This window comes from Mesorhizobium sp. M0898 (assembly GCF_040319695.1).
Taxonomy (GTDB): Bacteria; Pseudomonadota; Alphaproteobacteria; order Rhizobiales; family Rhizobiaceae; genus Mesorhizobium.
Genome location: NZ_JAMYOE010000057.1, coordinates 1 through 26031, shown reverse-complemented (window position 1 = coordinate 26031; position 26031 = coordinate 1). Strand labels below are relative to the sequence as shown.

At 61.0% G+C, this 26031-nt stretch carries 24 protein-coding genes and 1 tRNA gene; 12 read left to right on the top strand and 13 right to left on the bottom strand.

Going from position 1 to position 26031, the window contains the following annotated elements:
- Positions 1 to 359 precede the first annotated feature (359 nt).
- The 3 genes from NKH90_RS31045 to rimO all read left to right on the top strand — a co-directional run bounded on the left by NKH90_RS31045 (position 360) and on the right by rimO (position 3083).
- On the top strand, positions 360 to 767 hold the full coding sequence (locus NKH90_RS31045; RefSeq protein WP_036238130.1) for a DUF930 domain-containing protein: 408 nt from the start codon (positions 360 to 362) through the stop codon (positions 765 to 767).
- Between the two features lie 190 nt (positions 768 to 957).
- Positions 958 to 1617 (top strand): TerC family protein, encoded by a 660-nt coding sequence (locus NKH90_RS31040; protein WP_023675054.1) that lies wholly within the window; start codon positions 958 to 960, stop codon positions 1615 to 1617.
- Positions 1618 to 1769: 152 nt separating this feature from the next.
- Entirely contained in the window at positions 1770 to 3083 is a 1314-nt protein-coding gene (gene rimO, locus NKH90_RS31035) for a 30S ribosomal protein S12 methylthiotransferase RimO (RefSeq protein WP_352448918.1), read from the top strand.
- Positions 3084 to 3147: 64 nt separating this feature from the next.
- Here the strand turns inward: rimO and NKH90_RS31030 are convergent, their stop codons facing one another.
- The 8 genes from NKH90_RS31030 to NKH90_RS30995 all read right to left on the bottom strand — a co-directional run bounded on the left by NKH90_RS31030 (position 3148) and on the right by NKH90_RS30995 (position 11465).
- The gene (locus tag NKH90_RS31030) at positions 3148 to 4215 is read right to left on the bottom strand and encodes a BMP family ABC transporter substrate-binding protein (RefSeq protein ID WP_352542018.1); all 1068 of its coding nucleotides are present in this window, start codon (positions 4213 to 4215) and stop codon (positions 3148 to 3150) included.
- Positions 4216 to 4262: 47 nt separating this feature from the next.
- The gene (locus NKH90_RS31025; protein WP_352448916.1) at positions 4263 to 5237 is read right to left on the bottom strand and encodes an ABC transporter permease; all 975 of its coding nucleotides are present in this window, start codon (positions 5235 to 5237) and stop codon (positions 4263 to 4265) included.
- Positions 5237 to 6349, bottom strand: a complete 1113-nt coding sequence (locus tag NKH90_RS31020) for an ABC transporter permease (protein ID WP_352448966.1) — start codon at positions 6347 to 6349, stop codon at positions 5237 to 5239. The genes NKH90_RS31025 and NKH90_RS31020 overlap by 1 nt, the downstream gene beginning before the upstream one ends.
- Positions 6346 to 7938, bottom strand: a complete 1593-nt coding sequence (locus tag NKH90_RS31015) for an ABC transporter ATP-binding protein (protein WP_502893792.1) — start codon at positions 7936 to 7938, stop codon at positions 6346 to 6348. Before NKH90_RS31015 ends, NKH90_RS31020 begins: the two co-directional genes overlap by 4 nt.
- Before the next feature lie 152 nt (positions 7939 to 8090).
- A complete protein-coding gene (locus tag NKH90_RS31010; protein WP_352613622.1) occupies positions 8091 to 9068 on the bottom strand; it encodes a quinone oxidoreductase family protein in 978 nt (325 codons plus the stop codon).
- A gap of 18 nt (positions 9069 to 9086) precedes the next feature.
- Positions 9087 to 9863, bottom strand: coding sequence for a phosphatidylcholine synthase (gene pcsA / locus NKH90_RS31005; RefSeq protein WP_502893794.1), 777 nt, complete (start codon positions 9861 to 9863; stop codon positions 9087 to 9089).
- 35 nt (positions 9864 to 9898) lie between these two features.
- A complete protein-coding gene (locus tag NKH90_RS31000; RefSeq protein ID WP_352471871.1) occupies positions 9899 to 10513 on the bottom strand; it encodes a DUF1326 domain-containing protein in 615 nt (204 codons plus the stop codon).
- 13 nt (positions 10514 to 10526) lie between these two features.
- Positions 10527 to 11465 carry a DUF2182 domain-containing protein gene (locus NKH90_RS30995; RefSeq protein WP_352822977.1) on the bottom strand — a complete coding sequence of 313 codons (939 nt, stop codon included), beginning with the start codon at positions 11463 to 11465 and terminating at the stop codon, positions 10527 to 10529.
- 61 nt (positions 11466 to 11526) lie between these two features.
- Here NKH90_RS30995 and NKH90_RS30990 point away from each other — a divergent pair, with 61 nt between their 5' ends.
- Both NKH90_RS30990 and hspQ read left to right on the top strand, forming a co-directional pair.
- Complete coding sequence (locus tag NKH90_RS30990) at positions 11527 to 12735, top strand: UbiH/UbiF family hydroxylase (protein WP_352822975.1); 1209 nt, start codon at positions 11527 to 11529, stop codon at positions 12733 to 12735.
- A gap of 221 nt (positions 12736 to 12956) precedes the next feature.
- Positions 12957 to 13280 (top strand): heat shock protein HspQ, encoded by a 324-nt coding sequence (gene hspQ / locus NKH90_RS30985; RefSeq protein ID WP_023675043.1) that lies wholly within the window; start codon positions 12957 to 12959, stop codon positions 13278 to 13280.
- A 124-nt stretch (positions 13281 to 13404) separates the two neighbouring features.
- On the opposite strand, the gene NKH90_RS30980 is transcribed toward hspQ, so the two are convergent.
- A complete protein-coding gene (locus tag NKH90_RS30980; protein ID WP_352448908.1) occupies positions 13405 to 14034 on the bottom strand; it encodes an invasion associated locus B family protein in 630 nt (209 codons plus the stop codon).
- Positions 14035 to 14265: 231 nt separating this feature from the next.
- On the opposite strand from NKH90_RS30980, the gene NKH90_RS30975 reads away from it, so the two are divergent.
- Positions 14266 to 16080, top strand: a complete 1815-nt coding sequence (locus NKH90_RS30975) for an extracellular solute-binding protein (RefSeq protein WP_352822973.1) — start codon at positions 14266 to 14268, stop codon at positions 16078 to 16080.
- 23 nt (positions 16081 to 16103) lie between these two features.
- Positions 16104 to 16781 (top strand): DsbA family oxidoreductase, encoded by a 678-nt coding sequence (locus NKH90_RS30970; protein ID WP_352456761.1) that lies wholly within the window; start codon positions 16104 to 16106, stop codon positions 16779 to 16781.
- Positions 16782 to 16787: 6 nt separating this feature from the next.
- Here the strand turns inward: NKH90_RS30970 and NKH90_RS30965 are convergent, their stop codons facing one another.
- Complete coding sequence (locus tag NKH90_RS30965) at positions 16788 to 17222, bottom strand: hypothetical protein (protein WP_352448905.1); 435 nt, start codon at positions 17220 to 17222, stop codon at positions 16788 to 16790.
- Positions 17223 to 17850: 628 nt separating this feature from the next.
- On the opposite strand from NKH90_RS30965, the gene NKH90_RS30960 reads away from it, so the two are divergent.
- A complete protein-coding gene (locus NKH90_RS30960) occupies positions 17851 to 19740 on the top strand; it encodes an ABC transporter ATP-binding protein/permease (RefSeq protein ID WP_352822971.1) in 1890 nt (629 codons plus the stop codon).
- Positions 19741 to 20012: 272 nt separating this feature from the next.
- Positions 20013 to 21377, top strand: a complete 1365-nt coding sequence (gene mgtE / locus NKH90_RS30955) for a magnesium transporter (protein WP_352542025.1) — start codon at positions 20013 to 20015, stop codon at positions 21375 to 21377.
- A gap of 57 nt (positions 21378 to 21434) precedes the next feature.
- Here mgtE and gor read toward each other — a convergent pair whose 3' ends face one another.
- The 3 genes from gor to rpiA all read right to left on the bottom strand — a co-directional run bounded on the left by gor (position 21435) and on the right by rpiA (position 24237).
- A complete protein-coding gene (gene gor / locus NKH90_RS30950) occupies positions 21435 to 22823 on the bottom strand; it encodes a glutathione-disulfide reductase (protein WP_352542026.1) in 1389 nt (462 codons plus the stop codon).
- A 117-nt stretch (positions 22824 to 22940) separates the two neighbouring features.
- Positions 22941 to 23519 carry a DUF2059 domain-containing protein gene (locus NKH90_RS30945; protein WP_352542027.1) on the bottom strand — a complete coding sequence of 193 codons (579 nt, stop codon included), beginning with the start codon at positions 23517 to 23519 and terminating at the stop codon, positions 22941 to 22943.
- Positions 23506 to 24237: a ribose-5-phosphate isomerase RpiA gene (rpiA, locus tag NKH90_RS30940; protein WP_023675034.1), complete on the bottom strand. Its 732-nt coding sequence runs from the start codon at positions 24235 to 24237 to the stop codon at positions 23506 to 23508. Before rpiA ends, NKH90_RS30945 begins: the two co-directional genes overlap by 14 nt.
- Positions 24238 to 24381: 144 nt before the next feature.
- On the opposite strand from rpiA, the gene NKH90_RS30935 reads away from it, so the two are divergent.
- The 3 genes from NKH90_RS30935 to NKH90_RS30925 all read left to right on the top strand — a co-directional run bounded on the left by NKH90_RS30935 (position 24382) and on the right by NKH90_RS30925 (position 25636).
- On the top strand, positions 24382 to 25065 hold the full coding sequence (locus tag NKH90_RS30935) for a phosphoglycolate phosphatase (RefSeq protein WP_352822968.1): 684 nt from the start codon (positions 24382 to 24384) through the stop codon (positions 25063 to 25065).
- Between the two features lie 103 nt (positions 25066 to 25168).
- Positions 25169 to 25243, top strand: a tRNA-Val gene (locus NKH90_RS30930).
- A 66-nt stretch (positions 25244 to 25309) separates the two neighbouring features.
- Positions 25310 to 25636, top strand: coding sequence for a DUF6538 domain-containing protein (locus NKH90_RS30925; protein WP_352766595.1), 327 nt, complete (start codon positions 25310 to 25312; stop codon positions 25634 to 25636).
- Positions 25637 to 26031: the final 395 nt, after the last annotated feature.

Here is a 26031-nt window from a genome sequence, read left to right as displayed (position 1 = left end):
ACGGCATCAACACCTCCGGCCAAAAGCCAAAAGTGTTACCCATGTGTCCGGTACAAAACGTCACCTATGTCTCAGGCCGCGCATCCAATTTCTTCAATTCTGCAGGCATGACGTCGAGTTTTCCGCTCGTCGGATTCTCGACTGCCTGGGTTTAACAGGCCGGTCCGGTTAGGGGAGAACCGCCGCTCTGCCCCATGCCGCGCGCCACCTCTCGCGTCGCTGAAATGCGACAGGTGCTGATCATGGCAACGATACCAAAGTACCGGTGATACTATTGCGTAATCAACAACCTGCCACAAAGCGAAGACTGTCACCCGCCGCGCAGCCGCGCTTCGTCGGGTTGATTTCTCCGCCCGAATATGATGCTTCTCCCGCCCATGAATAAACTATTTTCTGCGGTCCTCGCATGGACGATAGTGGCTTGGCCGGCCAGCGCAATGGACAGCGCATTGCGCGCCGGCCTGCTGAAACTCGATCCGCAAACCCGGCTGGAGCAGCGATGCGACGCCGAAATTCTCGACCGGATTACCCGCGACGACCACAAATACAAAGCCGATCGTGTCGTCGCCTACGCTTTTGCGACGCCCGAAATGGGCGCCGATGCGATCAAGAGCCCGGGTGCTGCGTTTCGCAGCAAGGGACAGTGGTACCGGCTGAAATTCAAATGCGAAACAGCGCCGGACCATATGGAAGTCCTGCAGCTCCGCTATCGGATCGGTGATGAAATTCCGGAAAGCGACTGGCCCAAATACAATCTCTATAACTAGGCATTCGCGACCTGTGGCCGCATTTTGCCGGTGTTCGGGCCGATCGTCGCAAACTCTGTATATTGCCGCAATAACGGGCGGTTTGCCGACCTTGTTCCAACCAGTCCCTTGACGCGCAGGAACCATACACGTTAGGCCCTCCAGGCATTCGACGCGAACGGTCGGCCAACCAGCAAGGGACTTCCAGTCGATGGAAATTTTCACTGCCGCGGGCTTCTCTGCCCTGCTCCAGGTCATCGCCATCGACCTCGTGCTTGCAGGCGATAACGCCATCGTCATCGGCTTGGCCGCGGCGGGCTTGCCGGTCGAGCAGCGCAAGAGAGCGATTCTCATCGGCGTGGTGGCGGCGACGGTGCTGCGTATCGGTTTTGCTGCGATCACCGTCACCCTGTTACAGATTGTCGGCCTGCTGCTGGCCGGCGGCATCTTGCTGCTGTGGGTGTGCTGGAAAATGTATCGCGAGCTGCGCACGTCGTATGCCGACGAGGTGGAGGCGACCGAAGCGCTGTCCAATTCCGATATCAACAGCGATGATATGGTGGCCGGCAAGGCGCGCAAGAAGACCTTGGGTCAGGCGGCATTGCAGATCGTCATCGCCGACGTGTCGATGTCGCTCGACAACGTACTGGCGGTCGCCGGCGCGGCGCGCGATCACTTCCAGGTGCTGGTGATAGGCCTCGTCCTGTCGATCGCGCTGATGGGCCTTGCCGCGAGCTTCATCGCCAAGCTGCTGCACCGCCATCGCTGGATCGCCTATATCGGCCTTTTGATCATCTTTTATGTCGCACTCGATATGATCTACCGGGGCGCGGTGGAAGTCTTGCCGCATGTCAGCAGTGCGGTGAGCTGACACGCCGACTCGAATTCTCATCGGCCGGCCTTTCAGCTTCGGCGAGCCTTCGGCGACGCTGGCGGTTGCGTTTCGCCGCAGCCGCTGCCCATACCAATGCCGCGACAAGTGTGATACTGCGCCGCCAATCCTGAAAATCCGGAAAAGCTTAGATGTCCGCCCCTCGCGTCAGTTTCGTCAGCCTTGGATGCCCGAAAGCCCTTGTGGATTCCGAGCGCATTATCACCCGCCTGCGCGCCGAAGGCTACGAGATCGCCCGCAAGCACGACGGCGCCGACCTGGTCGTCGTCAACACCTGTGGCTTCCTCGATTCGGCTCGCGACGAATCGCTCAACGCCATCGGCTCCGCACTTTCGGAGAATGGCAAAGTTATCGTCACCGGCTGCCTCGGCGCCGAGCCGGACGTCATCCGTGAAAGACATCCGAACGTCCTCGCCATCACCGGACCACAAGCTTATGAAAGCGTGATGGCGGCGGTGCATGAGGCTGCCCCCCCGAGCCATGATCCCCACATCGACCTTTTGCCGCCGCAAGGGGTCAAGCTCACGCCGCGCCACTATGCGTATCTCAAGATTTCGGAAGGCTGCAACAACCGCTGCACCTTCTGCATCATCCCGGCGCTGCGTGGCGACCTGGTATCGCGGCCGGCCGCCGACGTGTTGCGCGAAGCCGAGAAGCTGGCCAAGGCCGGGGTCAAGGAGATCCTCGTCATCTCGCAGGATACCAGCGCCTACGGCATCGACATCAAATACCAGACCAGCATGTTCGGCGATCGCGAAGTGCGGGCGAAATTCCTCGATCTATCGGAAGAACTGGGTAAGCTCGGTGTCTGGGTGCGCATGCACTATGTCTATCCCTACCCGCATGTCGCGGACGTCATTCCACTGATGGCCGAGGGCAAGATTCTTCCCTATCTCGATATCCCATTCCAGCACGCCTCGCCGCAGGTGCTGAAGAACATGCGCCGGCCCGCTCATGGCGAAAAGACGCTCGAGCGCATTCGCGGCTGGCGCGACGTCTGCCCGGACCTTGCCATCCGCTCCACCTTCATCGTCGGCTTCCCCGGCGAGACGGACGACGATTTCGAGATGCTGCTCGACTGGCTGGACGAGGCCAAGATCGACCGCGCCGGCTGTTTCAAATACGAGCCGGTCAGAGGCGCCCGCTCCAACGAGCTCGGCCTCGAGCAAGTGCCGCAGGAGATCAAGGAAGCCCGCTGGCACCGCTTCATGCAGCGCCAACAGAAGATTTCGGCAACGCAGCTAACCAAGAAAATTGGCAAGCGCCTGCCGGTCCTGATCGACGAGGCGCATGGCAATTCGGCCAAGGGCCGGACCAAATACGACGCGCCCGAAATCGACGGCTCGGTCCATATCCAGTCGCGGCGGCCACTGCGCGCCGGCGACATCGTCACGGTCAAGATCGAGCGCGCCGACGCTTACGACCTTTACGGCTCAGCAGTCTGATATTCCGTCCAAAATGAAAAAGGGCGCCACGTGGCGCCCTTTCGTTCGATATGTTTCCGACCGCCTACTGCGGCAGCTTGTCGTCGACGCCCTTCACGTAGAAATTCATGCCGAGCAACGTGGCGTCGTCGGCGACCTCGCCCTCCTTCAGCCAAGGTGTGCCGTCCTGCTTGGCGATCGGCCCGGTGAAGGGGTTCCAGCCGTCGGCGATCTTCTTGGTGGTGGCTTCGGCCATCGCCTTGACGTCGTCGGGCATGTTGGTGAACGGCGCCAGCTTGACGGCGCCGTCCTTAATGCCGAGCCAGACATTGTCTGGCTTCCAGGTGCCGTCGAGCGCCGCCTGGACCCGGCTGATGTAGTAGGGACCCCACTCGTCGGTCAGCGCGGTCAGCTGCGCGTGCGGCGCGAACTTGATCATGTCGGAGGACTGCCCGAAGCCGTGCAGCTTGCGCTCCTCCGCCACCTGCAAGGCAGCGGTCGAGTCGGTGTGCTGGACGACGATATCGGCGCCCTGGTCGAACAATGCCTTGGCAGCATCGGCCTCCTTGCCCGGATCGAACCAGGAGTTCACCCACACGATCTTCGCCTTGAAGTTCGGGTTGATCGACTGTGCGCCGAGCATAAAGGAATTTATGCCCATCACCACTTCCGGGATCGGGAAGGAAACGATGTAGCCGGCGACGCCCGACTTCGATTGCTTGGCGGCGATCTGGCCAAGCACGTAACGGCCTTCGTAGAAACGCGCATTGTAGATGCCGAGATTTTCGGCGGTCTTGTAGCCGGTGGCGTGCTCGAACATCACCTTGGGGAATTTCTTGGCGATCTTCACTTCCGGGTCCATGAAGCCGAAGGACGTGCCGAAAATGATCTTGCATCCCTCGCGCGCCAGGCGCTCGAAGGCGCGGTCGGCATCGGGGCCTTCGGAGACGTTTTCGAGATAGGCGGTCTCGACCTTGTCGCCGAGTGCCTTTTCCACCTCGAGGCGGCCTTGGTCGTGCTGGTAGGAGTAGCCGAAATCGCCGATCGGGCCGGTGTAGACCCAGCACGCCTTCAGCTTGTCCGCCGCCTCGGCTGATGCCGCCAGCGACAATGCGGCCGTCGCCGCCATCAGGGCAATAAGCAGTTTTTTCATTGTGTTACCTCTCTGAGTTAAGCCTTGGAGCTTCCGTCTTTTTGTTGTCAACGATCCGGAACGAATGGCTGGCCCAAGGAGGCCGGCGTGTTCATCATCGTCAAACGCTTGTTGCGCGAGATTAGAACGAGAACCACGACGGTTGCCAGATAGGGCAGCGAAGAAAGCAGTTGCGAGGGAAACGATTTTAAGAACGCAATTAACTTGTAGAGCAACCAGGGCGCGTCGACGAAGTCCTGCAGATTTATGGCTTGGACGTGAAGCTGGCCAACCCAGATCGCGCCGAAAATATAGGCGCCGGCCAGCACCCGCCAGGGCCGCCAGGAGGCGAAGACGACCAGAGCCAGCGCGATCCAGCCGCGGCCGGCGGTCATGTTCTCCACCCATTGCGGTGTGTAGACCAGCGATAGGTGACCGCCGGCGAGGCCGGCACAAGCGCCGCCGAAAATCACTGAGAGATAGCGGTAGCGGATGACATGGATGCCAAGCGCATGGGCGGATGCATGGCTGTCGCCGATCGAGCGCAGCGTGAGCCCGGTGCGGGTCTTGAACAGGAACCACATGACGGCGGCGGTCAGCGCGATCGAGATGTAGAAGATTGGATCCTGGCCGAACAGCAGCCTGCCAACGACCGGGATTGCGGTCAGGCCGGGAATATCGAGGTTTGGCAGCCTTTCGCCGGGCTGGCCGACAAAATTCGTTCCCATCATGCCGGAAAGGCCGAGGCCGAGCAGTGTCAGCGACAGGCCGGTGGCCACCTGATTGGTGGCCAGCGACAGCGTCATGACGGCGAACAGCAGCGAGAACACTGCCCCCATGGTGATTGCCGCCAACAGCCCTATCCAAGGCGAGCCGGTGAGATAGCCGGCGCCGAAACCGCCGACGGCACCCATGATCATCATTCCTTCGACGCCGAGATTGAGCACACCCGAACGTTCGACCACTAGTTCGCCGATCGCCGCGATCAGCAGCGGCGTCGCCGCCGTCGCGATGGTCAAGAGGATGTTGACGGTGATGTCCATCAGCGGGCTTCCTCCAGCTTCGGCCCTGCCTCGAGCTTCGGCGCGGAAAAGCCGGTCAGGCGAATGCGGTAATGGATGAGCGTGTCGCAGCCGAGCACGAAGAACAAAAGCATGCCCTGGAACACGCGCGCTACCTTGTCGGAGATGCCGAGAGCGCTTTGCACTGCCTCGCCGCCCAGATAGGTCAGCGCCAGTACAAGGCCTGCGGCGACGATGCCGAGCGGATTGAGCCGGCCGAGAAACGCCACGATGATAGCGGTAAATCCGTAGCCGGGCGAGATCACCGGCTGCAATTGTCCGATGGCTCCCGAGACCTCCGAAATCCCTGCAAGTCCGGCCAGTGCGCCCGACAGCAGGAAGGCAAAGAAGACCATGCGGTTAAGGCCAAACCCGGCGAAGCGCCCTGCCCTTGGGCTTGAGCCGAGCACGCGGACCTCGAAGCCTTTCAGCATACGGCTCATCAGGATCCAGATCAGTATCGCCGCGATCAGCGCGAAGACAAATCCCCAGTTTGCCCGGCCGGATTCCGGGAGGAGTTCCGGCAGTATGGCCGAGTCGTTGAACTGGATGGTCTGCGGGAAACCGTGGCCCTGCGGATCGCGCCACGGCCCGCGTACGAGCCAATCGAGGAAGAGCTGGGCGACATAGACCAGCATCAGGCTGGTCAGGATCTCGTTGGTGTTGAAGCGCGTCTTCAGCAGTGCCGGGATTGCAGCATAGGCGGCCCCACCGACCATGCCGAGCAGAAGCATCAGCGGCAGCACCAATGGGCCTTCGAACTGCGGAAACAGCACGGGGATGATCGAGCCGACAATGCCGCCCAGGATGAACTGGCCTTCGGCGCCGATGTTCCAGATGTTGGCCTTGTAGCAGACCGACAGTCCGACCGCGATCAGGATCAGGGGGGCGGCCTTGATCGCCAGCTCATGCAACTGCCAGACCTGGCTGATCGGTTCGATGAAGTAGATGCGGAACGCGGTCAACGGGTTGACGCCGAGCAGCGCGAACATGATGGCACCGGCAATGATCGTCAAAACGAAAGCGATGAAAGGCGAGAGTGCCGAAAACAGCATCGAGCGCTGCGGGCGTTTTACAAGTTCGAGGCGCATCAGGCCGTCTCCAGCGTATGTTCGGCATGACCGGGTTCGGCGCCGCCCATCAGCAGCCCGATTTTCTCGAACGTCGCTTCAGCTATCGGCAGCGGCTTCGACAGTTCGCCATTGTGCATGACCGTGATCGCATCGGAAATCTCGAACAGCTCGTCGAGGTCCTGGCTGATCACCAGCACCGCCGAGCCGCTGCGCGCCAGTTCGATCAGCGCCTGGCGGATGTGGGCCGCCGCACCCGCGTCGACCCCCCAGGTCGGCTGATTGACCACCAAGACGCTCGGCCGGCGGTCGAGTTCGCGGCCAACGATGAATTTCTGCAGATTGCCGCCCGAAAGAGCCGCAGCCTCCGGATCCGGCGCGCTCTTGCGCACGTCCATTGCCTTTATGATGCGCTGGGCAGCGGTATGGATCGCATCGCCCTTGACCATTCCACCGGCGCCGACAAACATCTTGCCATCGGTGGCGTGGCGCGACAGAAGCAGGTTCTCCGAAAGCTTCATGCGCGGTGCTGCGCCATGGCCGAGCCGCTCTTCCGGGACGAAGGCAGCGCCCATCAGACGCCTGCCGGTGATGGTGAGGCCGCCGGCATCCTTGCCGCGGATGCGGACCGAGCCGGCATCCTGCTGCAGCACCTCGCCGGAAACGGATTCGAAGAATTCGCCCTGGCCGTTGCCGGCCACACCGGCAATGCCGATCACCTCGCCGGCGCGGACCTCGAGATTGATGTTCCTGAGCGGGATCGAGAACGGGGTCGCTGGCTTGCGGGTGAGTTCGCGGATTTGAAGCAGCACCGGCGCGGTCTCGATACCCTCGGCCGGCGCCCGCACCACGGCCAGCACTTCGTTGCCGACCATCATCCGCGCCAACGAAGACGCGGTTTCCTGGCGCGGATTGCAATGGCCGACCACCTTGCCGTGACGCAGCACGGTGGCGCGGTCGCAGATCCGTTTGACCTCTTCCAGCCGGTGCGAAATGTAGAGGATGGACTTTCCTTCCGAACGCAGCCGTTCGAGCGTCTCGAACAACTTATCGGCCTCCTGCGGCGTCAGCACCGAAGTTGGTTCGTCGAGTATGATGAGTTGCGGCGTCTGCAGCAGGCAGCGGATGATTTCGATACGCTGACGCTCGCCGACCGACAGATCACCGACCAGCGACAGCGGATCGAGAGGCAGGCCGTAACTGTAGGAGAGCGCCCTCGCCTTGGCCGCGATCGTGCTGATCGGCGAGCCATCATCCAGCGACAGCGCGATGTTCTCCGCCGCCGTCAGCGCTTCGAACAGCGAAAAATGCTGGAAAACCATGCCGATGCCGAGCTTTTTTGCGGTACCGGGGCTGGTGATCCTGACCGCCTGGCCATTCCAGAAAATCTCGCCGGAATTCGGTTCCAGCGATCCAAACAGCATTTTCACCAAGGTCGACTTGCCGGCGCCGTTCTCGCCAAGCAACGCATGGATCTCGCCCTTGGCGATGTTGAGATCGACATGGTCGCACGCCGTCAACGTGCCGAATATCTTTGTGAGGCCGCGAACCTCAAGCAGGTTTGCGCCGTCCTGATCTGCACTCACGGTGCCTCCATCTGGTTTGCCAGACATGTTCTGTGTTCCCGCAACCATCGTATGCGCGGGCTGCTCTCTACGGTAAGCGCCTCACGACTTGAAAGAGCTTCAAGAATTTCAGCGGAAACTCAAGCGGTAAAGAGCAGTTCGCAAGAACGGCGGCGTCGGCGGCCCGAAACTGCGGGCGCCTAAGGGATAAGTATTGTTGTCCCGGTGGTCCGGCGCCCTTCGAGATCGGAATGCGCTTTGCCGGCCTCGCTGAGCGCGTAACGCTGGTTTATCTTGATCTTGACGGCGCCGCTGAGCACCACGTCGAACAAGGCAGCGGCGGAAACCTCGAGGTCTTCGCGCCTGGCATTATAGACGAACAGTGTCGGCCGCGTTGCGAACAGCGAGCCCTTCTGCGCCAGCAACGAGATGCTGAAGGGCGGGATCGGCCCAGACGATTGACCGAAGCTGACGAAAGTGCCGAGCGGCCGCAGGCAATCGAGCGAGGCTGGAAATGTGTCGTTGCCGACTGAATCGTAGACAACGTCGCATTTCTCGCCACCGGTGATAGCGGCAACGCCGGCCACGAAATCCTGTTCGCGATAGTTGATCACGTGGTCGAAGCCATGCGCCTTGGCGAGCTCGATCTTGTCGGTGGAACTCGCCGTGCCGATCACTGTCGCGCCAAGATGCTTGGCCCATTGGCCGAGGATCAGCCCGACACCGCCGGCCGCCGCATGAAACAGGATCGTGTCGCCGGCTTTCACCTTGAATGTACGGCGCAACAGATATTCGGCGGTCATGCCCTTTAGCATCATGGCTGCGGCCTGTTCGTCACTGATGCCGTCCGGCACCTTCACCACGCGGTCGGCGGCGATCACGCGCTGCCCGGCATAGGCGCCGGTCGTCACGGCGTAGGCGATGCGATCGCCGGGTTTGAGCCAGTCGACATCCGAGCCGACATCCAAGACCACGCCGGCCGCCTCGCCGCCAGGGATCAGCGGAAATCCGCCCTGCGGCGGATAAAGGCCAGAGCGATAATAGACGTCGATGAAATTGAGACCGATCGCGGTATGCTTGACCAGGATCTGTCCCGAGCCCGGCGGCCCGGGATCGGCATCCTCATAGGTCAGGACCTCCGGGCCGCCATGGGCATGGATGCGGATCGCTTTGGACATTTTCTGGCTCTCTTGGGATCAGGCTTTCTTATCCGGCTTGGCGCCGAGATTTGGGAAGAACTGCATGATAGCGCCGATGCAAGCGAGGTAAAGCCCGGTGACCGTAATCCCGATCTTGATGAAATCGCTGACCTGCTCGCCCAGCACGCCGATCTGGTCGTAGAAGGAGGCAAGTGCGGCCTGCGCCAGCGCCAGCGCGCCGAAAGCGCACCAAAGCAGCGTCATACCGAGATTGATTGGCCGCAGCCGCTTCACCCGCACCGGATGGATGAAATTGATCGGCACGAAGGTGAGAATGCCGGCCACCACGACCACGGCGAAAGAAACCCATTGTCCGGGCTCGATGACGAACAGCGTGAACACCACCATGTTCCAGACGACCGGAAAGCCCTTGAAGAAATTCTCCTTCGTCTTCATGCCGGTATCGGCATAGTAGATTGCGCTCGACACCACGATGATCGCCGCCGACAGGAACGACAGGCGCTCGCCCATGAAGCCGCGCTGATAGAGCGCAAAGGCCGGAATCAACACGTAGGTCACGTAGTCGATGATGTTGTCGAGCAGTTCGCCCGACCAAGTCGGCAGGATTTCCTTGACATCGAGCTTCCTGGCGATCGGCCCGTCGATGCCGTCGACGAAAAGCGCCAGCCCCAGCCACCAGAACATCGCCGTCCAGCGCTGCTCGCTTGCTGCCACTAGCGACAGAAACGCCAGGAATGAGCCCGACGCGGTCAAGAGATGGACCGAGAACGCCCGCGCCTGAGGCCATGTGACTTTCTTCTTCGGCCGCGGAATCCGGTCGGCGATTTTCCTGGCCGTCGTCTTCTTGCTCACGGGCCCCGCCAGTCCAGCTTGCAGATTTCGGCCGAACGGCCAGCAAAGTTCCAGTTGCGGCCAAAGGCCCGCATTTTGCTCTTGTCGGATTTGGCGACGATGATTTCCGGCGCAATCCAGTATTCCGAATTGCTGATGACCGTATCCTTGTCGCGATCCTTGCCGGTGATTGGCGTCACCGCACCATCGATGATCTTCGGTATCTGAAAGATGCGTGTTTTCTCACGCGTCTCGTAGGTGATCGGCACCTGCTCGGCACCGAGGAACTGTCCGACCAGGATGGAGAGCAGCGATGTGGTTCCACCGGCCTTGCCGGTGAATATCTTCGTCAGTCCCTTCACAGCGTAAACCGAGGCGCGCTTGTCGATGAACAGGCCCGCCGTCCAGTTGCCGCGGCTCATATAACCGGGGATTTCCATGACCAGCCCAAGATTGAGGCCGGACAGGTCGACCTCGCCGAAATGGCCGGCATCGATCCGGAACCCCGCCCAGGTTTGGCAATAGCCTTCCGTAGGCGGATGATTGCCGAGCGACAGAACGCAAGGGCAAAAAACCGTGCAATTGCAGGAAAGTATGAGCTCTCCCTTCATTGCCCAGTTTTGATCTGTCATCGAATTCTCCCCCTCATGCCGAGACTACTAGTAGCGCGGCTGCCCAGACAAGCAGTATCGCACCGCCCAACCGCGTCGGCAGATTGCCTGCCGTCTGTTTTTCGACCAGGCTAAACAAGCCGATCAGCGCCATCCAGAACACGTTCATCACACCGACGGCAAACATTACCAGCATCAGCGCCCAGCAGCATCCAAGGCACCACAGGCCCTTCTCTATACCGAACCGGAAAATGCGAATGGGCCTGGCGCTCCAGTTGGCGAACAGGACCGAGAACGGATTTCTGCACTTCTCCAGACAGGCTTCCTTCAGCCAGCTGAACTGATAGAGACCAGCGATCGACAGCGCGGCTGCTCCGGCAATTCCAAGCAGCGGATCGAGCATCTGCCCGGATGACACGAATGCATGGACTGCGAGCGTCAGGGCAGCGAATATTGCCGAGGCGGCAAGCCAGACGCTCAAATATCCAGCGATCAGGATCAGCGGATGGGCAACGGGTTCCCCCTTGATCCGGGCGGTATCTGCGATCTCGCAATAGGTGCGGATCATCGGCGCCGCGGAGGGCAGCATGGTCGCGATGGCCATCAACAGCCACATCGCGGTGAGTGCCCCGCCTTGCGCGCCTACGCTTGCGCGAAGCGGCGCCGGCGCAAGGCAAAGGGCGAAGAAACGCGCAAGGAAATCCGGCAGCGGCAGTTGCGGCAGGTATTCCAGCACGGCGTCGCCGGGTACATCGGCGCCCGGGAGCCGGCTCACCGCCCCCCGAACTGCCATTGCGCCGAGAAGGAGCCAGGCAACGGCGATGCCCATGCCGGCAATGACGCCCACCGTCAGTCGAGGGCTGCATGCAACGCTCGCCATCGCGCGGCCGGTGCCGTCGAGGTGGCTGAAATCGTCTTGTCGGCCGGTCATGGCAACCGAATGGGCCGAATCGCCGCGTTGATCAAGCCGCATCACCTGACCTATATGGACCAGCAGGCCGGACGGGCCTCACCTCGCAATCCGGAAGCCGAATTTGAACCATCGGGAAACAGCACGGATACTGGTCGCTGGCAGCGGCCCTGCGGGGCTGATCGCGGCGCTTGGCTTTACCGAGGCGGGTTTTCCCGTGACGCTCGTCGGACCCGACGCCGCCGGCCCCGACGGCCGGACGACAGCCTTGATGAACCCTGCCCTGAAGATGTTCGAACGGCTAGGGATCTTCGACGGAATCAGGCCGCACGCAGCGCCGCTCAAGGTGATGCGTATCGTTGACGCAACCAACCGGCTGATCCGCAGCCCGACAGTGACCTTTCGCGCCAGCGAGATCAACGAAGAGCAATTCGGGCTGAACTTGCCCAACAGCGTTCTCAACCGCATGCTAGCCGAGGCTGTCGCGCATTCGGGCATCGAATGGCGAAAGTCGATGGTGGAGGCATGGCGCCTCGATGCCGACCATGCCCATGCCGTTCTCGCCGACGGCAGCGAGGTTGAGGCATCGTTGGCAGTTGCCGCCGATGGCCGTCAGTCGCCGGCCCGCGAGGCAGCCGGCATCCGGACCTCGATCCGATCCTATCCGCAGGCGGCGTTGGTGCTCAATTTCGGTCACCGCAGCGACCATGCCTTCACCTCGACCGAATTCCACACCGAGACCGGTCCGTTCACACAGGTTCCCCTGCCCGGCAACCGGTCCAGCCTTGTCTGGGTGCTCGAACCCGATATCGCCAAGGACCTTGCAGCACTCGACGACGCCGAGCTTTCGACGCGGGTCGAACAGCGAATGCAATCGATGTTGGGCCGCGTGTCGGTTGAGCCCGGCCGGCAGGTCTACCCACTTTCAGCGGTGAGCCCGTGGCGGTTTGCGCATCGCCGCGTGGCACTTGTCGGTGAAGCCGCCCACGTGTTTCCCCCAATTGGCGCGCAAGGCCTCAATCTCGGCATCCGGGACATCGACGACCTGATTGGTGCCGCAAGCAGAAACCGCTCGGACCCGGGCGCCGCCAAGGCGCTTGCAGCCTATGATTTCAAGCGGCGGCCGGACATTCTGGCGCGCAGCAGCGCGGTCAACCTGCTCAACATGTCGCTGCTTTCCGACATGCTGCCGGCCCAGCTGGTGCGCAGCGCTGGCCTTGGCGCGCTTGAGGGGTTTGCGCCGTTACGGGCGTTTTTCATGCGCGAGGGTCTTCGACCCGGCAGCGGTTTTGCGGCGTTTTTTGGCGGATTGCGAAAACCGGCTGAGCGATAGCGATCTTGGCCACCGCCCTTGATCCGCATCTCGCGATGTTCAACCCGGCATCAAGGGGATCGGGATTGAATTGACGCCGCGTCTGCGCCAAATAATGACGATGTCGACCTTAAGGTCTGGGCCAATCTTTGCCGGACCGGTGCGTAAGAATCTAAAGTCCTGGAGCGTTCCTTGCGTGTTCCAGGATGCGTGGCGTTCAAGAAGTTCAAGTGGTGAGTGCGATGAAGACAGCCAAATTCTCGATCGGACAGGTGGTTCGGCACCGGCTGTTTCCGTTCCGCGGCGTCATTTTCGACGTCGATCCGCAATTCGCCAATACTGACGAATGGTACGAGGCGATCCCCGCTGACGTGCGGCCGCGCAAGGACCAGCCTTTCTATCATCTGCTCGCCGAGAATTCCGAAACGGAATACATCGCCTATGTGTCCGAGCAGAATTTACTCGAGGACCGGTCGGGCGAACCGGTCCGGCATCCGCAGATTGGTGAAATGTTCGACAAGAAGCCGGACGGGCGCTACGAGCCGAAGCACCAATTGAGACATTGACTTAGCCGGGATCTGGCTGGGCTGGGACTGGCTTGAGACTTGGCTGAACGCGACAAATGGCGGGTCCAAACGAAAAAAGCGGGGTATGAGCCCCCGCTTTTTTGTTGGTTCGAAAACCCGTCGATCAGTTGGCGGCCTTCGCCTTTTCCTGCTCTTCCTTGAGCTTCTTGGCAAAGTCCTGATTGTTCTTGGCGACGAACTCCTGGAGCTTCTTCTGCCGGTCCTCGATGTCCGACTGCTGCAGCGGCGGGCCGTCGAAGGCGCCGCTGAAGCCGGTCAGCGCAATCTTGATCGGGTTCGGCTGGTTCTGGAAATTGACCGAGGTGAGCGTCAGCGCCGATCCCTTCTTGAAGGATGCGACAAGCTGATCGCTCAGCGGCACTTCCGCCACGCAGCGATCCGGAAAACAAATCACATAGTCGAGCTTCTGCGCCTTGCCGCCGTCGATCTGGAGGCCGATGCCGGGAGGAACGAGACGGCCGGTCGGAACCGTCACCTGGAACACCTTGCGGTTCACCTTGCCCTTCAATTCGATCAGGCTGACGCCGGTGATGAGCTGGCCGTTGCCGGCGGTGGTAATGTTCTGGACATTGCAGATGTCGACGTCTTCCTGCTTGGTGCAGGCCTTGAACCAGCCTTGCGGAATCTGCTGTTGCTGCTGCGCGGAAGCAGCGGGAATCCCGGCGCCCAGAATGCCGACCACGCCAGCGGCCATGACCGACAGGCGGTACGCGTTGCTGTTCAGGCTCGTCATGTCGTGCATTCCTCTCAAATGATCCCGGAACCGGCTTTTTTCATGCCGTGTGGTCCAGCTACCTGTTGCCGAAATGAGGCAACAGAATGACTTCGGACGGCGTGTTACACTGCAAGCGGTGCCGAATCCAGCCCGGGTCTCGCGAATCTTGGCCAAGGGATAGGCTCAAGGGGTTGGCCGGTGCACGACCGGCTCATGTATGCTGCGCATCGAATCGGGAAGGAGACGGTCATGGGCCGCGTTGTCGTTTGGCTGATCGCCGCAATCTTGTTTGTCGGCCTTTCCCTGCAGCCGGCTCTGTCGGAACCGAAGCACGCGCTAGCCATGCAGGGCGAGCCGGCGCTGCCGGCCGACTATGATCATTTCAACTACGTCAATCCCGACGCGCCGAAAGGCGGCAGCATTACCTATTGCGTCGTAGGCAGCTTCGATAATCTCAATCCGTTCATCCTGAGAAGCCTGCGCACTACCGCGCGTGGCATGATGGATCAAGCCTATGGCAATCTCGTCTTTGAGCCCCTGATGCAGCGCAACTACGACGAGGCCTTCAGTCTCTACGGCCTGCTCGCCGATTCCGCCGACATGGACCCCGAGCGCAAGAGCATCGAATTCCACCTCGATCCCAGGGCCAAATGGTCGGACGGCGAGCCGGTGACGCCGGAAGACGTGATGTTTACCTATGACGTCTTCACCGAGAAGGGCCGGCCGCCTTACAGCGACCGTATGGGTATGATCGCCAAACTCGAAAAGACCGGCGACCGTAGCGTGCGGTTCATCTTCAACGACGATGCCAACCGCGAGACTCCATTGATCATCGCGCTGACGCCGATCCTGCCGAAGCACGCCTTCAACAAGGAGACCTTCGACAAGACGACGCTGAAGCCTTTGATCGGCAGTGGCCCTTACACGGTGGCGCAGGTGGTGCCCGGCCAGCGCATCGTGTTCAAGCGCAATCCGGATTATTGGGGCAAGGACGTGCCATCCAAGCGCGGCTTCGACAATTACGACCAGATCACCATCGAGTATTTCCTCAACGCCAACGCCAAGCAGGAAGCGTTCAAGAAAGGCATCTGCGCCATCGACGACGACAGCGACCCGGTCAAACGCGAGCGCGATCTCGATTTTCCGGCCTTCCACAGGGGCGAGGTCATCGCTGAAACTTTCGACACCGGCATCCCGCCGGTGGTCAACGGCTTCCTGTTCAACACGCGGCTGCCGAAATTTTCCAATCCGGTCGTGCGGCGTGCACTCGGCATGCTCTACGATTTCGAATGGGCCAACAAGAACCTGTTCGGCGGCAAATACACGCGCACCGTGAGCTTTTGGCAGAATTCCGAGCTGTCCGCGCTCGGCCACCCGGCCAGCGAACAGGAAAAAGCCCTGCTGGCGCCCTACCCCGATCGCGTGCCCGCAGATGTCATGGACGGCACCTACAGGCCGCCCGTCACCGACGGCTCCGGCCAGGACCGCAAGGTGCTGACGGCGGCATTCGAGATATTGAAAGGTGCAGGCTATACCGTGCAGGACGGTGTGATGCTCGATCCCGAGGGTAAGCCGTTCGGTTTCGAAATATTGACCGCCTCACAGGACGAGGAGCGTCTTGCCGCCATTTACCAGCGCGCGCTGGCGAAGCTCGGAATTGGCGTCAGCATCCGCAGTCTCGAAGGCGACCAGATCCAGTCGCGCAAGCAGCGCCTCGATTTCGACGTGCTGATCGGTTCTAGCGCCAGCTCACTGTCTCCCGGTATCGAGCAACGCGCGCGATGGGGGTCGTCGACAGCAAAAAAGGAAGGCTCGTTCAACCTAGCGGGTGTCGCCGACCCCGCAGTGGATGCGGCGATCGAGGCGATGCTGAGAGCTCGTTCGAAGGAGGACTATGTAGCGGCCGTCCGCGTTCTCGACCGGCTGCTGATCTCCGGCAATTACATGGTGCCGACACAGCACAACAACCAGCAATGGCTCGCCTATTGGAACTATCTGGAACATCCGCAAAAGACGCCCATATACGGTTATCAGCTGCCGACCTGGTGGCGCAAACCGAAGTGACCTCTTCACAACAGGAGATCAAGATGAACGACGAGAACTCGATTACTGTCGATGTGGTCTCCGACGTCGTGTGCCCCTGGTGCTTTATCGGCCAGAAACGGCTCGACAAGGCGATTGCCGCCGTCGATATCGACGTTCACATACGCTGGCGGCCCTTCCAACTCGACCCAACAATCCCGCCCGAGGGCAAGAACCGCCGCGACTATATGGTGGCGAAATTCGGCAGCGAGCAACGCATCCGCGAAATCCATGCCCGGATCGAGCCGCTGGGCGAGGCTGAAGGCATCTCCTTCGCCTTCGACGCCATCAAGGTCGCGCCCAATACGCTGGATGCGCACCGTCTCATTCGCTGGGCCGGCACGGCCGGCGAGGCCATTCAGAACCGGCTGGTGCGCCGGCTGTTCCAGCTGAATTTCGAGGAAGGCGCCAATCTCGGCGATCATGCCGTGCTGATCGAAGCCGCCCGCGAGGCCGGCATGGATGCGTCCGTGGTCGAAACGCTTCTGCCGACCGACGCCGATGTAGAGGCCGTGCGCACCGAAATCGCCACCGCTTCGCGCATGGGCATATCGGGTGTGCCGTGCTTTCTGCTTGAAGGCAAATATGCGGTGATGGGTGCCCAGGACGCCGATACGCTCGCCGATGCACTCCGCCAGGTCGCCGCGGCCAAGGCACGCGGCGAACTGGAAACAGCGAACTGAGTCGGACTATTTCACGGTCACCTTGGCCTTGCTGACGAAAAAGCCATGGCCATGCTTGCCGGTGCAGGTCAATCCCTTGGTGGATGACTGGCAGGAAAATGGCCCCTTGCTCCACCTGTTGCCGTAGGCCAGCCTGGTGACGCCGCCGCAGCAGCCTTGCTCGCCCGGATTCTTGATCAGCGTCGCCGGGCCTTTCGGGCCGAGGATGATCGTGACGTAGCTGGGCTCGACGCGCGAACAACTCAGTTCCGGTCCGCCATCCTGCGGCTCGTAGGTGCTGGTGCCGCCCTTCGGTGTGTAGATGCAGCCAATATTGCCGGACGGCGTGTTGAACTCGATCTGTCCCTCGGCGTTTGCGGGAACGGCCTGGCTGCCGGCATATGTTTGCGGCAGCCAGGCGAACGTTGCGAGCATCGCCGCAAACAATGTCCGTGCAAGCATGAAGAACTTCCCCCCGGTTCAAACCTGGATGCGTCCGGCAGGTTCGATCCGAAGCGCATCTTTGTCAAACGAGGTTTGGGCGCGCTTTTAAAAAAGCACGGGCCAATTGATATTGATCCGCATCCTGGACTGTGTCGGCAAAGTCATTGCTTGGCCGATTACGGGTTCCTGACAAGGCGGCTTCAAACACGAATCATACGGTCACGTCCTGGCCGCCGACGAGGCCGGACTGGCCGTGAAGGCGGTTCAGGCTGTGAAGATCGGCCGCTGGAAGGCGCTTCTATGTTCACAAAGCTGTGTGAAGACCTTCCCTTGGGGAAGATCTCTACTTGCTCGGGCGCAGGCAAGTAACTATTTGAAATTGCGTTGGTATTCCGCCCCTCGAAACGTGACGGCACAGCGCCGTGATCATTCATTCTGTTGCTCCACTGCAACGGCCGGCAAGCTAAGCCACCTGCGACTGGTGAAAAGCTAATGGAAAATGATCAATTGGTGTTACTGTCCGTAACAAAAGAAAAATCGTTTGGGCGGGATAGTGATTCGGGTCGATAGACCAACGCGACATTCAATATCGGAAAAATGGCTCCGCGGTGCCGCAAGGCCGTCGCCCCTGACGCCCGTATCGTCGATGCGCAGCTTCTGGGGACTGATGCGGGCCTACTGGTTCTCGGACCGGTGGGTGGAAGCCTGGACGCTCACCTTGGTAATAGGCTTGCTGACAGGGCTCTCCAGCAAAGCCGACGTCTGGTTTACCGTGGCGGCGGCTGAACTATATACCTCAATCGCTTTTTTTCACGACGCCGCGAATACCACGCCGCTCAAAACGCTGCTGACCAATGCCGGCCTGCTCGTGCTGCTGGTTGTGCTCAAGGACATGGGCATTACCAGTACATGCAAGTTTGTATCGGCGACATTGCATCGCAAATGGCGCGGCTGGCTAGATAGCCGCTTCAATGCGGCGCTACTCGACCCCAACCATTCACACTACCACGCCCAGCATGGCTCGTCCGGCACGGCAGCGCCCGACAACATCGACCAGCGCGTGCAGGAATCGATCAAGGACATGACAGGCGGCGCTATTGGGCTTGCCATGGGCGTATTCAGTGTCTTTACCTCGCTCTACTTTGTCGGTGGAGCTTTGTTGGCAAATTCTGTGGAGGTAAAAGGACTCGAGTTCCTCGGCAGCTACGGGAGTGTCGTGCTTGCTCTGCTGGCGGTCGCTCTCTACGTGCCGTTCAACACCTGGATCGCAGTCAAAATCGGCGGAATGCTGGAGTGGCTCAACATCAGGATGCAGAAGGCTGAAGGCAGCTATCGGGGCGAACTGATCACGTTATTGCGCCGCAGCTTTCATGTGGCGGCCTCGCAAGGCGAAGTCGTGCAGAAGACGATACATAGCCGGCTCTATCTCGACATCGATAGGACTTGGTCGAAGTTCAACATCGTCAACACCATCTATTCGGGATTCGAATCGGTCTATAACTTTGTCGGTGCCAAAATTGTCGCCTTCGGGCCTGGCCTTGTGCCGTTTATCCATAACGGCCTCGACCTCAAGGGTTACATAACAGGTTCTGAACAGGTCAACGCGCTGATCAGCAAATGTTCGTGGTTCATCCATGTCATGCCAAGTCTTGCCACCTTGCGCGCCAACAGCTTGCGCGTCATTGAATTGGCGCAGGCGATCGAAAACGTCCAGCACCCGCAGGAATTCTATCAGCAGACCGGCCGCTCCGACTTCCGCTACGACCGCCAAAACCCGGTCTTCGGCCTGACCATCCAGAAGCTTGAACTGGCGCATCAGGGTGAGGATGCAACGCCCTTCCTGAGTGCCGCGAACTTGCGCTTCCGGCGTGGCGAGTGGACGTTCCTCAAGGGCGAATCCGGCTGTGGCAAGACCTCGCTGGTCAAGGCGATCAACGGCCTGTGGCCTTATGGCCGCGGCACCATCGTCTTCCCGGAAGGGGTCAAGAGTTTCTACGCCGCCCAGGAGGTGAAGCTGCAGCAGGTCTCGCTGAAGCAACTGGTCTGCCTGCCAGGTTCCGAGCATGATTACGTCGACATCCAGGTCGCCTCCGCCCTGCACAAGGCCGGTCTCGGCGACTTCATCGAGCATCTGGCCGATGAGAGCCGTGAAAGAAAGATCTGGGATCAGGTTCTCTCGGGTGGGCAGAAACAGAAGCTGGTTGTCGCCCGTATCGTGCTGCAGCAGCCGGGATTGCTGTTCCTCGATGAAGCCACCGGCGCGCTCGACCCCGATGGACGGATCGCCTTCCACCAGGCGATCAAGGACAATTGCCCTGATGCAACTGTGATCTCGATCATGCATGAGGCGACGCCGCCGAGATCGCTCGCGGGCACCGAATTCTACCACAGCGTGGTTGCGATCGCCGACGGCGTCGCCACCAAGAAGCCGCTGGTTCCGAGCTTGCCGGCAGAGCTCACCACCATCCTCACGCAGCCGACGCGGCCGGCCGAGGACAAATGGCTGCGCTTTCCCCGCCGGCTGAAGCAGAGATAGCCGCGGGCACCACTTGCCGGCATCCAGCCAGCCTGCCACGTCGCCCGATCACAGTCTCGCGATCCGCCGGTTTGCCGCCGTTTTAACCCGCTCTCGCGATTGACTCGGCAAGGCGCGCTCCTATGTTGCGCCGGCTTGCAGAATCTCAACTCGAACCCGCGAGCAGAAAGGTCACCGCGCCATGCCTGGCGACAGTCACAGTCGAACGCAACCGCCGTCCGCTTGACGTGACCTGACAGGCTCACGTCCTGCCGGACGGCAAGGAGTGAGCCATGAACGAGTTTTCCCCTGTCGCGGGCGGCGATGCCATCGCCATCGCTCGCGTACTTGCCAACGAACACGTCGCCGACATCGTCGAGGCCTTGAACCAGGAGCCCCGCGAGACGGCATCGGGGCTGCTTTGCGAAGTGCCGTTCGAGCGGTTGGTCGAGATCTTCGACCAGCCTGAACTCGACGGCGCATTCGAACTGGTCGAGGCGCTGCCCCGCATCAAGGCAGGCAGACTGCTTGCCGCCATGTCGGTCGACCGCGCCGCCGACATACTGCGCGATCTGAACGAGCCGGCTCGTTCCGAACTGCTTGGTGGCCTGGCGCCACCGCTGCGCGCGACGCTGCTTGCCATTCTCGGCTATCCCGAAGGCAGCGCCGCCTCGCTCATGACGACCGAATATGTCAGCGTGCCGCCGGACTGGAGCGTGGCCCGCACGCTGGATTATATCCGCAAGGTGGAGCGGACGCGCGAAACCGTCTACGCGATCTACATCGTCGATCCGCAAACGCATGTCCTGTTGCGCTCGACCAGCCTGCGTCGACTGATCGCTGGCGGGCCCGACGAGCTGATCATGGCAATCGCGCCGGATCGTGCGCCTGTCACCGTTTCACCGCTGACCGACAGTGAAAAGGTTGCTCAGCTGATCTCGAAATATGATCTGCTCGCCGTTCCGGTCGTGGACAACGGCAAACTGCTCGGCATCGTTACCATCGACGATATTATCGACACGATGATCGAGGAAACGACGGAGGATGTGCATCGTTTCGGCGGCATGGAGGCTCTCGACGAGCCCTATATGAAGATGGGCTTTCTGGCGATGATCCAGAAACGCGCCGGCTGGCTGTGCGCGCTGTTTATCAGCGAGATGCTGACCGCAAACGCGATGCAAAGTTACGAGGGCGAGCTGGAAAAGGCGATCGTGCTGACGCTATTTATTCCATTGATCATGAGCTCCGGCGGCAATTCCGGCTCGCAGGCGACCTCGCTCGTCATTCGAGCGCTGGCGCTGCGCGAGATCGGCCTTGGCGACTGGTGGCGGGTGGCATTGCGCGAGCTGCCCACCGGCCTGGTGCTTGGCTCGATTCTTGGCGTGGTCGGCGTCTGCCGCATCGCGCTCTGGCAGTATCTCGGCTTCTACGACTACGGCCCGCACTGGCCGCTGATCGCAATGACGATCGGCGCCACGCTGGTTGGCATCGTCACCTTCGGCTCGCTGTCTGGATCGATGCTGCCGTTCGCCCTGAAGCGCATGGGCTTCGACCCGGCCAGCGCATCGGCCCCGTTCGTCGCCACGCTGGTCGACGTCACCGGGCTTGTGATCTATTTTTCTGTGGCGCTGGTGATCCTGCGCGGAACGTTGCTGTAAGAAAACGCACGCACTGCCATCGCCGCAATTTCGTTGCCGCGATGGGTTGTCGTCGCGTCAGACGCGCTCACCATCTCTCACCCGGTAAGTCGGCTTGTACATGGTGACGAGTTCTTCCGCGGCGGTCGGATGCACCGCCATGGTGCGATCGAAATCATCTTTGGTCAGGCCGGCCTTCAGCGGTATGCCGAGAAGCTGCGCCATTTCGCCGGCATCCGGCCCGAGAATGTGGGCGCCGAGGACCCTTTTCGAGGCGCCATCGACGACCAGCTTCATCAGCATCTTTTCGTCGCGGCCGGAAAGTGTGTGCCGCATCGGCCGGAAGGTGGCGCGGTAGATTTCAACATCCGAAAAGCGCTTTGCCGCCTCATCCTCCGACAGACCGACCGTACCGATCTCGGGCTGCGAAAAGACTGCGGTAGCGATCGTGTCATGGTCGGGCGCCGTCGGCTTGTCCTTGAAGGCGGTCTCGACGAAGCACATCGCCTCGTGGATTGCCACCGGCGTCAATTGCACCCGATGGGTGACGTCACCGATTGCCCAGATGTTGTCGATGTTGGTGCGGGAGTATTCGTCGACGTGGATTGCCCCGGTTTTGGTCATCTCGATGCCGACGCCTTCCAGGCCCATGTTCTCGGTATTGGGAATGCGGCCGATGGCGAGCATGACCTGGTCGACCGTCAGCACCGTGCCGCCGGTGACAAGCGCGTCGAGCCGGCCGTCAGGCCGCTTCCTGACCCACTCGGACACGGCGTGGCAGAGGATTTTTATCCCCTTCTTTTCCATCGTTTCGTGCAGCACACGTCTGAGGTCCATGTCGAAACGGCTGAGGATCTCCTTGCCGCGGTAGACCAGCGTCGTGTCGACGCCGAGGCCGTGAAAGATGTTGGCGAATTCGACGGCGATATAGCCGCCGCCCTCGATCATGATTGCCTTCGGCAGTTCCTTGAGGTCGAAGGCCTCGTTGGAAAAGATGCAGTGCTCATGGCCGGGCAATGCCGGATGCGGCGCCGGTCGCCCGCCGGTAGCGATCAGGATCTGGTCGGCGGTAACGGTGCGATCCTCACCAAGAAGATGCACCACATGCCGATCGACCAGGATGGCGCGCGAATGAAAGACCTCGCCGCCGGCGCCCTGCACGTTCTTCTTGTAGATGGCCTCCAGCCTGCTGATTTCGCGGTCCTTGTTGGCGACCAGCGTCTGCCAGTCGAAACGCGCCTCAGGCACCGTCCAGCCATAACCGGCGGCGTCGGCGAAATGCTCGGGGAATTGCGAGGCGTAGACATAGAGCTTCTTCGGCACGCAGCCACGGATCACGCATGTGCCGCCATAGCGGTATTCCTCGGCAATGCCGACACGCTTGCCGAGTGCGGCCGCGACGCGCGCCGCCCTCACCCCGCCGGAGCCGCCGCCGATGACGAAAAGATCGTAGTCGTAACCGGCCATGGCTGAACTCCTTGCCCCTCAAACCCCGAGACAGGTAGGCTGCCGACTATCAAAAGAAAAGCCCGGATTTGCCGGGCTTTTGGTCCAGTGGCGGTCAGGCGGCTCGGAAGTCCGCAATCAATTCGGTGTAGCGTCCGCGGGAGCTGCGCCATCGGCCGGAGCGGTACCGTCGGCAGGTGCAGCCGGCGCCTTGGCATTCGCCGCCGCACCCAGGGTCTCGCCGACCTGCTGGGCGAGATCGCGAGCCAGGCCGTTCTGCCAGATCTCGGCAGCCTTCACCAGTTCGCGCGTCACGATCGGGCCGTTGTCGAGCAGCTTCTTGCCGGAATCGGAATTGTAGAAGGCGGCAATTTCATTGAGTTCCTTTTCCGAGAATACCTTTGCATAGGCGAGCGCCGCTTCCTTTTCCAGGTCGGCGCGGCGCGATGCCAAGGCCATCGCCTTCTCGTTGATCGTCTTGGCGATCAGTTCCTGCATGTCCGGGTTCTTCTGGATCATCTGCTGCTCCAGTGCCGCGGCTGCTTGCGGCAGGATGCTGTCGAACGTATCCGTCGCATGGATCGCCGCGACGGCGGCGCGCGCCGCCTTCAAATGCGCATCGGTGACGTCCTGCGAAAACGCAGGCGACGAAAACGCGAAAACGGCCGAGGCCGCCAGAATGGCAAAAAAGCGGCCAACCCGGTTATGCAACATCATGATCGGTAAAACTCCCTGATTTTCGGGCGGCATGGACGGTTTGAATGCCGTCGCCGCCGGCTATGATGGCCGTTGATGCCAGCCCGATGAAAAGACCATGCTCGACCACGCCCGGAATGGCGTGGAGAGCATTCGAAAGCGCTCTTGTATCCGGAATGCGGCCAAAAGATGCATCGAGGATAAAATGGCCGCCGTCTGTAACAAATGGCTGGCTCCCCGTCATCCTCAATGTAACAGGGCCGGAAAGGCCAAGGTTTGCAGCCGCCGCGCCGACCGCAATTTCGGTGGCGCGCAGGCCAAACCGGTTGACTTCGATGGGCAGCGGAAAACGGCCGATCATCTCGACCATCTTGGAGCTGTCGGCGATGACGATCATGCGGGCGGAGGCCGCCGCGACGATCTTTTCGCGCAGCAGCGCACCGCCGCCGCCCTTGACCAACGTCAGCGCCGGATCGATCTCGTCGGCGCCGTCGATGGTGAGGTCGAGCTCGGGGGTTTGCTCGAGGGTGGACAGCGGCACACCAAGCTCGGTGCAAAGGACGGCGGTGCGCTCAGAGGTCGGCACGCCGATGACAGTCAGGCCGGTGGCGACCTTGTCTGCGAGCAGCCGCACGAACTCGTCCGCCGTCGTGCCGGTGCCGATGCCGAGCCGCATGCCATCCGTGACATGGGCAAGCGCTGCCCGCGCGGCCTCAACCTTCAATTGCCTCGCATCCATGCTGGGTCCCGAGATTTGTTTCGGCGCTCGTAGCATTTTTGCCGGGCTGGTCAAAGGACCTTGCCCGCGGTGGATAAGCCGTCTTGCCTGAACGGGCCGCAGCGGTTATCGCCTGCCGGCAATCAAATCGTCACAGGACAGGCCATGACCCGACCGATCATCGTGTTCGACCTCGACGGGACGCTGATCGACACGGCGCCGGACTTGCTCGACAGTCTCAACCACAGCCTTGCCGCCAGCCAGCTCGCGGCCGTCGACGAAGCCGGCTTCAAGCGCTTCGTCGGCCATGGCGGCCGGGTGATGATCGAGCGTGCTCACGCAGCGCAGCACAGGTCGCTGGCAGTGGAGGAGCACGACCGCCTGCTCAAGCTGTTTCTGGACCATTACACCGTTAACATCCCCGGCAAATCGCGCCCCTACCCTGGCGTCCCCGAGGCGATCGCACGGTTCGAGGCAGCCGGTTACCTGCTGGCCATCTGCACCAATAAATACGAGGCCAATTCGGTGGCGCTGATCGAGGCGCTCGGTATGACCAGGCATTTCGCGGCGATCTGCGGTCAGGATAGTTTTCCGTTCCGCAAGCCCGACCCGCGCCATCTCACGCAGACCATCGCGCGCGCCGGTGGCGACCCGCACCGTGCACTGATGGTCGGTGATTCGCTGACCGACATCGACACGGCGAAAGCCGCCGGGATTCCGGTGGTGGCAGTCGATTTCGGCTACACAGACCGCCATGTGCGAGAGTTCGAGCCGTCGGCGGTAATCTCGCATTTCGATTCGCTGACGCTCGATCTGGCACAAAGACTGATGGCCGCGGCAGAGGGCTGAAAGCCGGTCATCGGGCGGACCGCCAAATGCCGACCGACAAGTGGTTGACTTAGCAGGCCGGCCTCCCTTATATCGCGGCGCGCTTGGCCCTCGGGCAACGAGCGGGCGATTAGCTCAGCGGGAGAGCACACCCTTCACACGGGTGGGGTCGCAGGTTCAATCCCTGCATCGCCCACCATTCTGTTTAAAGTCACTAGGTTAGCCTGCACGATCCTTTGGTGGGACATCCAAGGGGTACATCCCAGTGTTAAATCCTACGTACCTCGCACTTTCGCGAAACCAAATTTTCTATTTCCGTTGGCCGATCCCGAGACACACTCACCCCGCACGGAAGCCGTCCACCATCAAGGTTTCGCTCCGAACCCGCGACCCGAGGGAAGCCTTGCGCCTCGCCCGCTATCTCGGTTATGCCGCCCATGGTGTCGTTGTCCATGGAACAATGCACGGAATGCAGTACCAAGACATTAGAAACACCCTGCACCAGCACATGCATGGCTTGCATTCGGCTTGTACTGGTTCTTCCGACATAAGGTCCGACTACCAAGTGTACAGCCATGGCGGGGCATTATGATCGGTGCATTGTTTGTTGCGGCAGCCTGCTCAGTGATAGTCTCAGGCGCGGTGCTAGCTAGCCTGAAAGGCGGCTATTGAGTCGGCTCTGGGAAGTTCAGGAGGGGCCGGTCGGTGCTGGGATCGGGCACGGGAGGAAAGCTCGATTTTACAGCCTTCTGAATGACGCTGGCGGCTCGACTGAGATAGGGAGCCTGCCGTCCTTCGAAGGCCTTTAGCGGCCTTCCCTGCCCCCGTGCAAGCGCATAGCCACCCGGAGCTAGTGGTGAAAGCCTAACGCTTGGTATCGGCAATGAACGGCAAGATCCGACCGATAGTGTTGAAGAAGTCGGCGATGAAGCCGTGGATCCACTCGCACCGAAGCGTCTTGATTAAGGTCGACGCGACCTCCTCGCC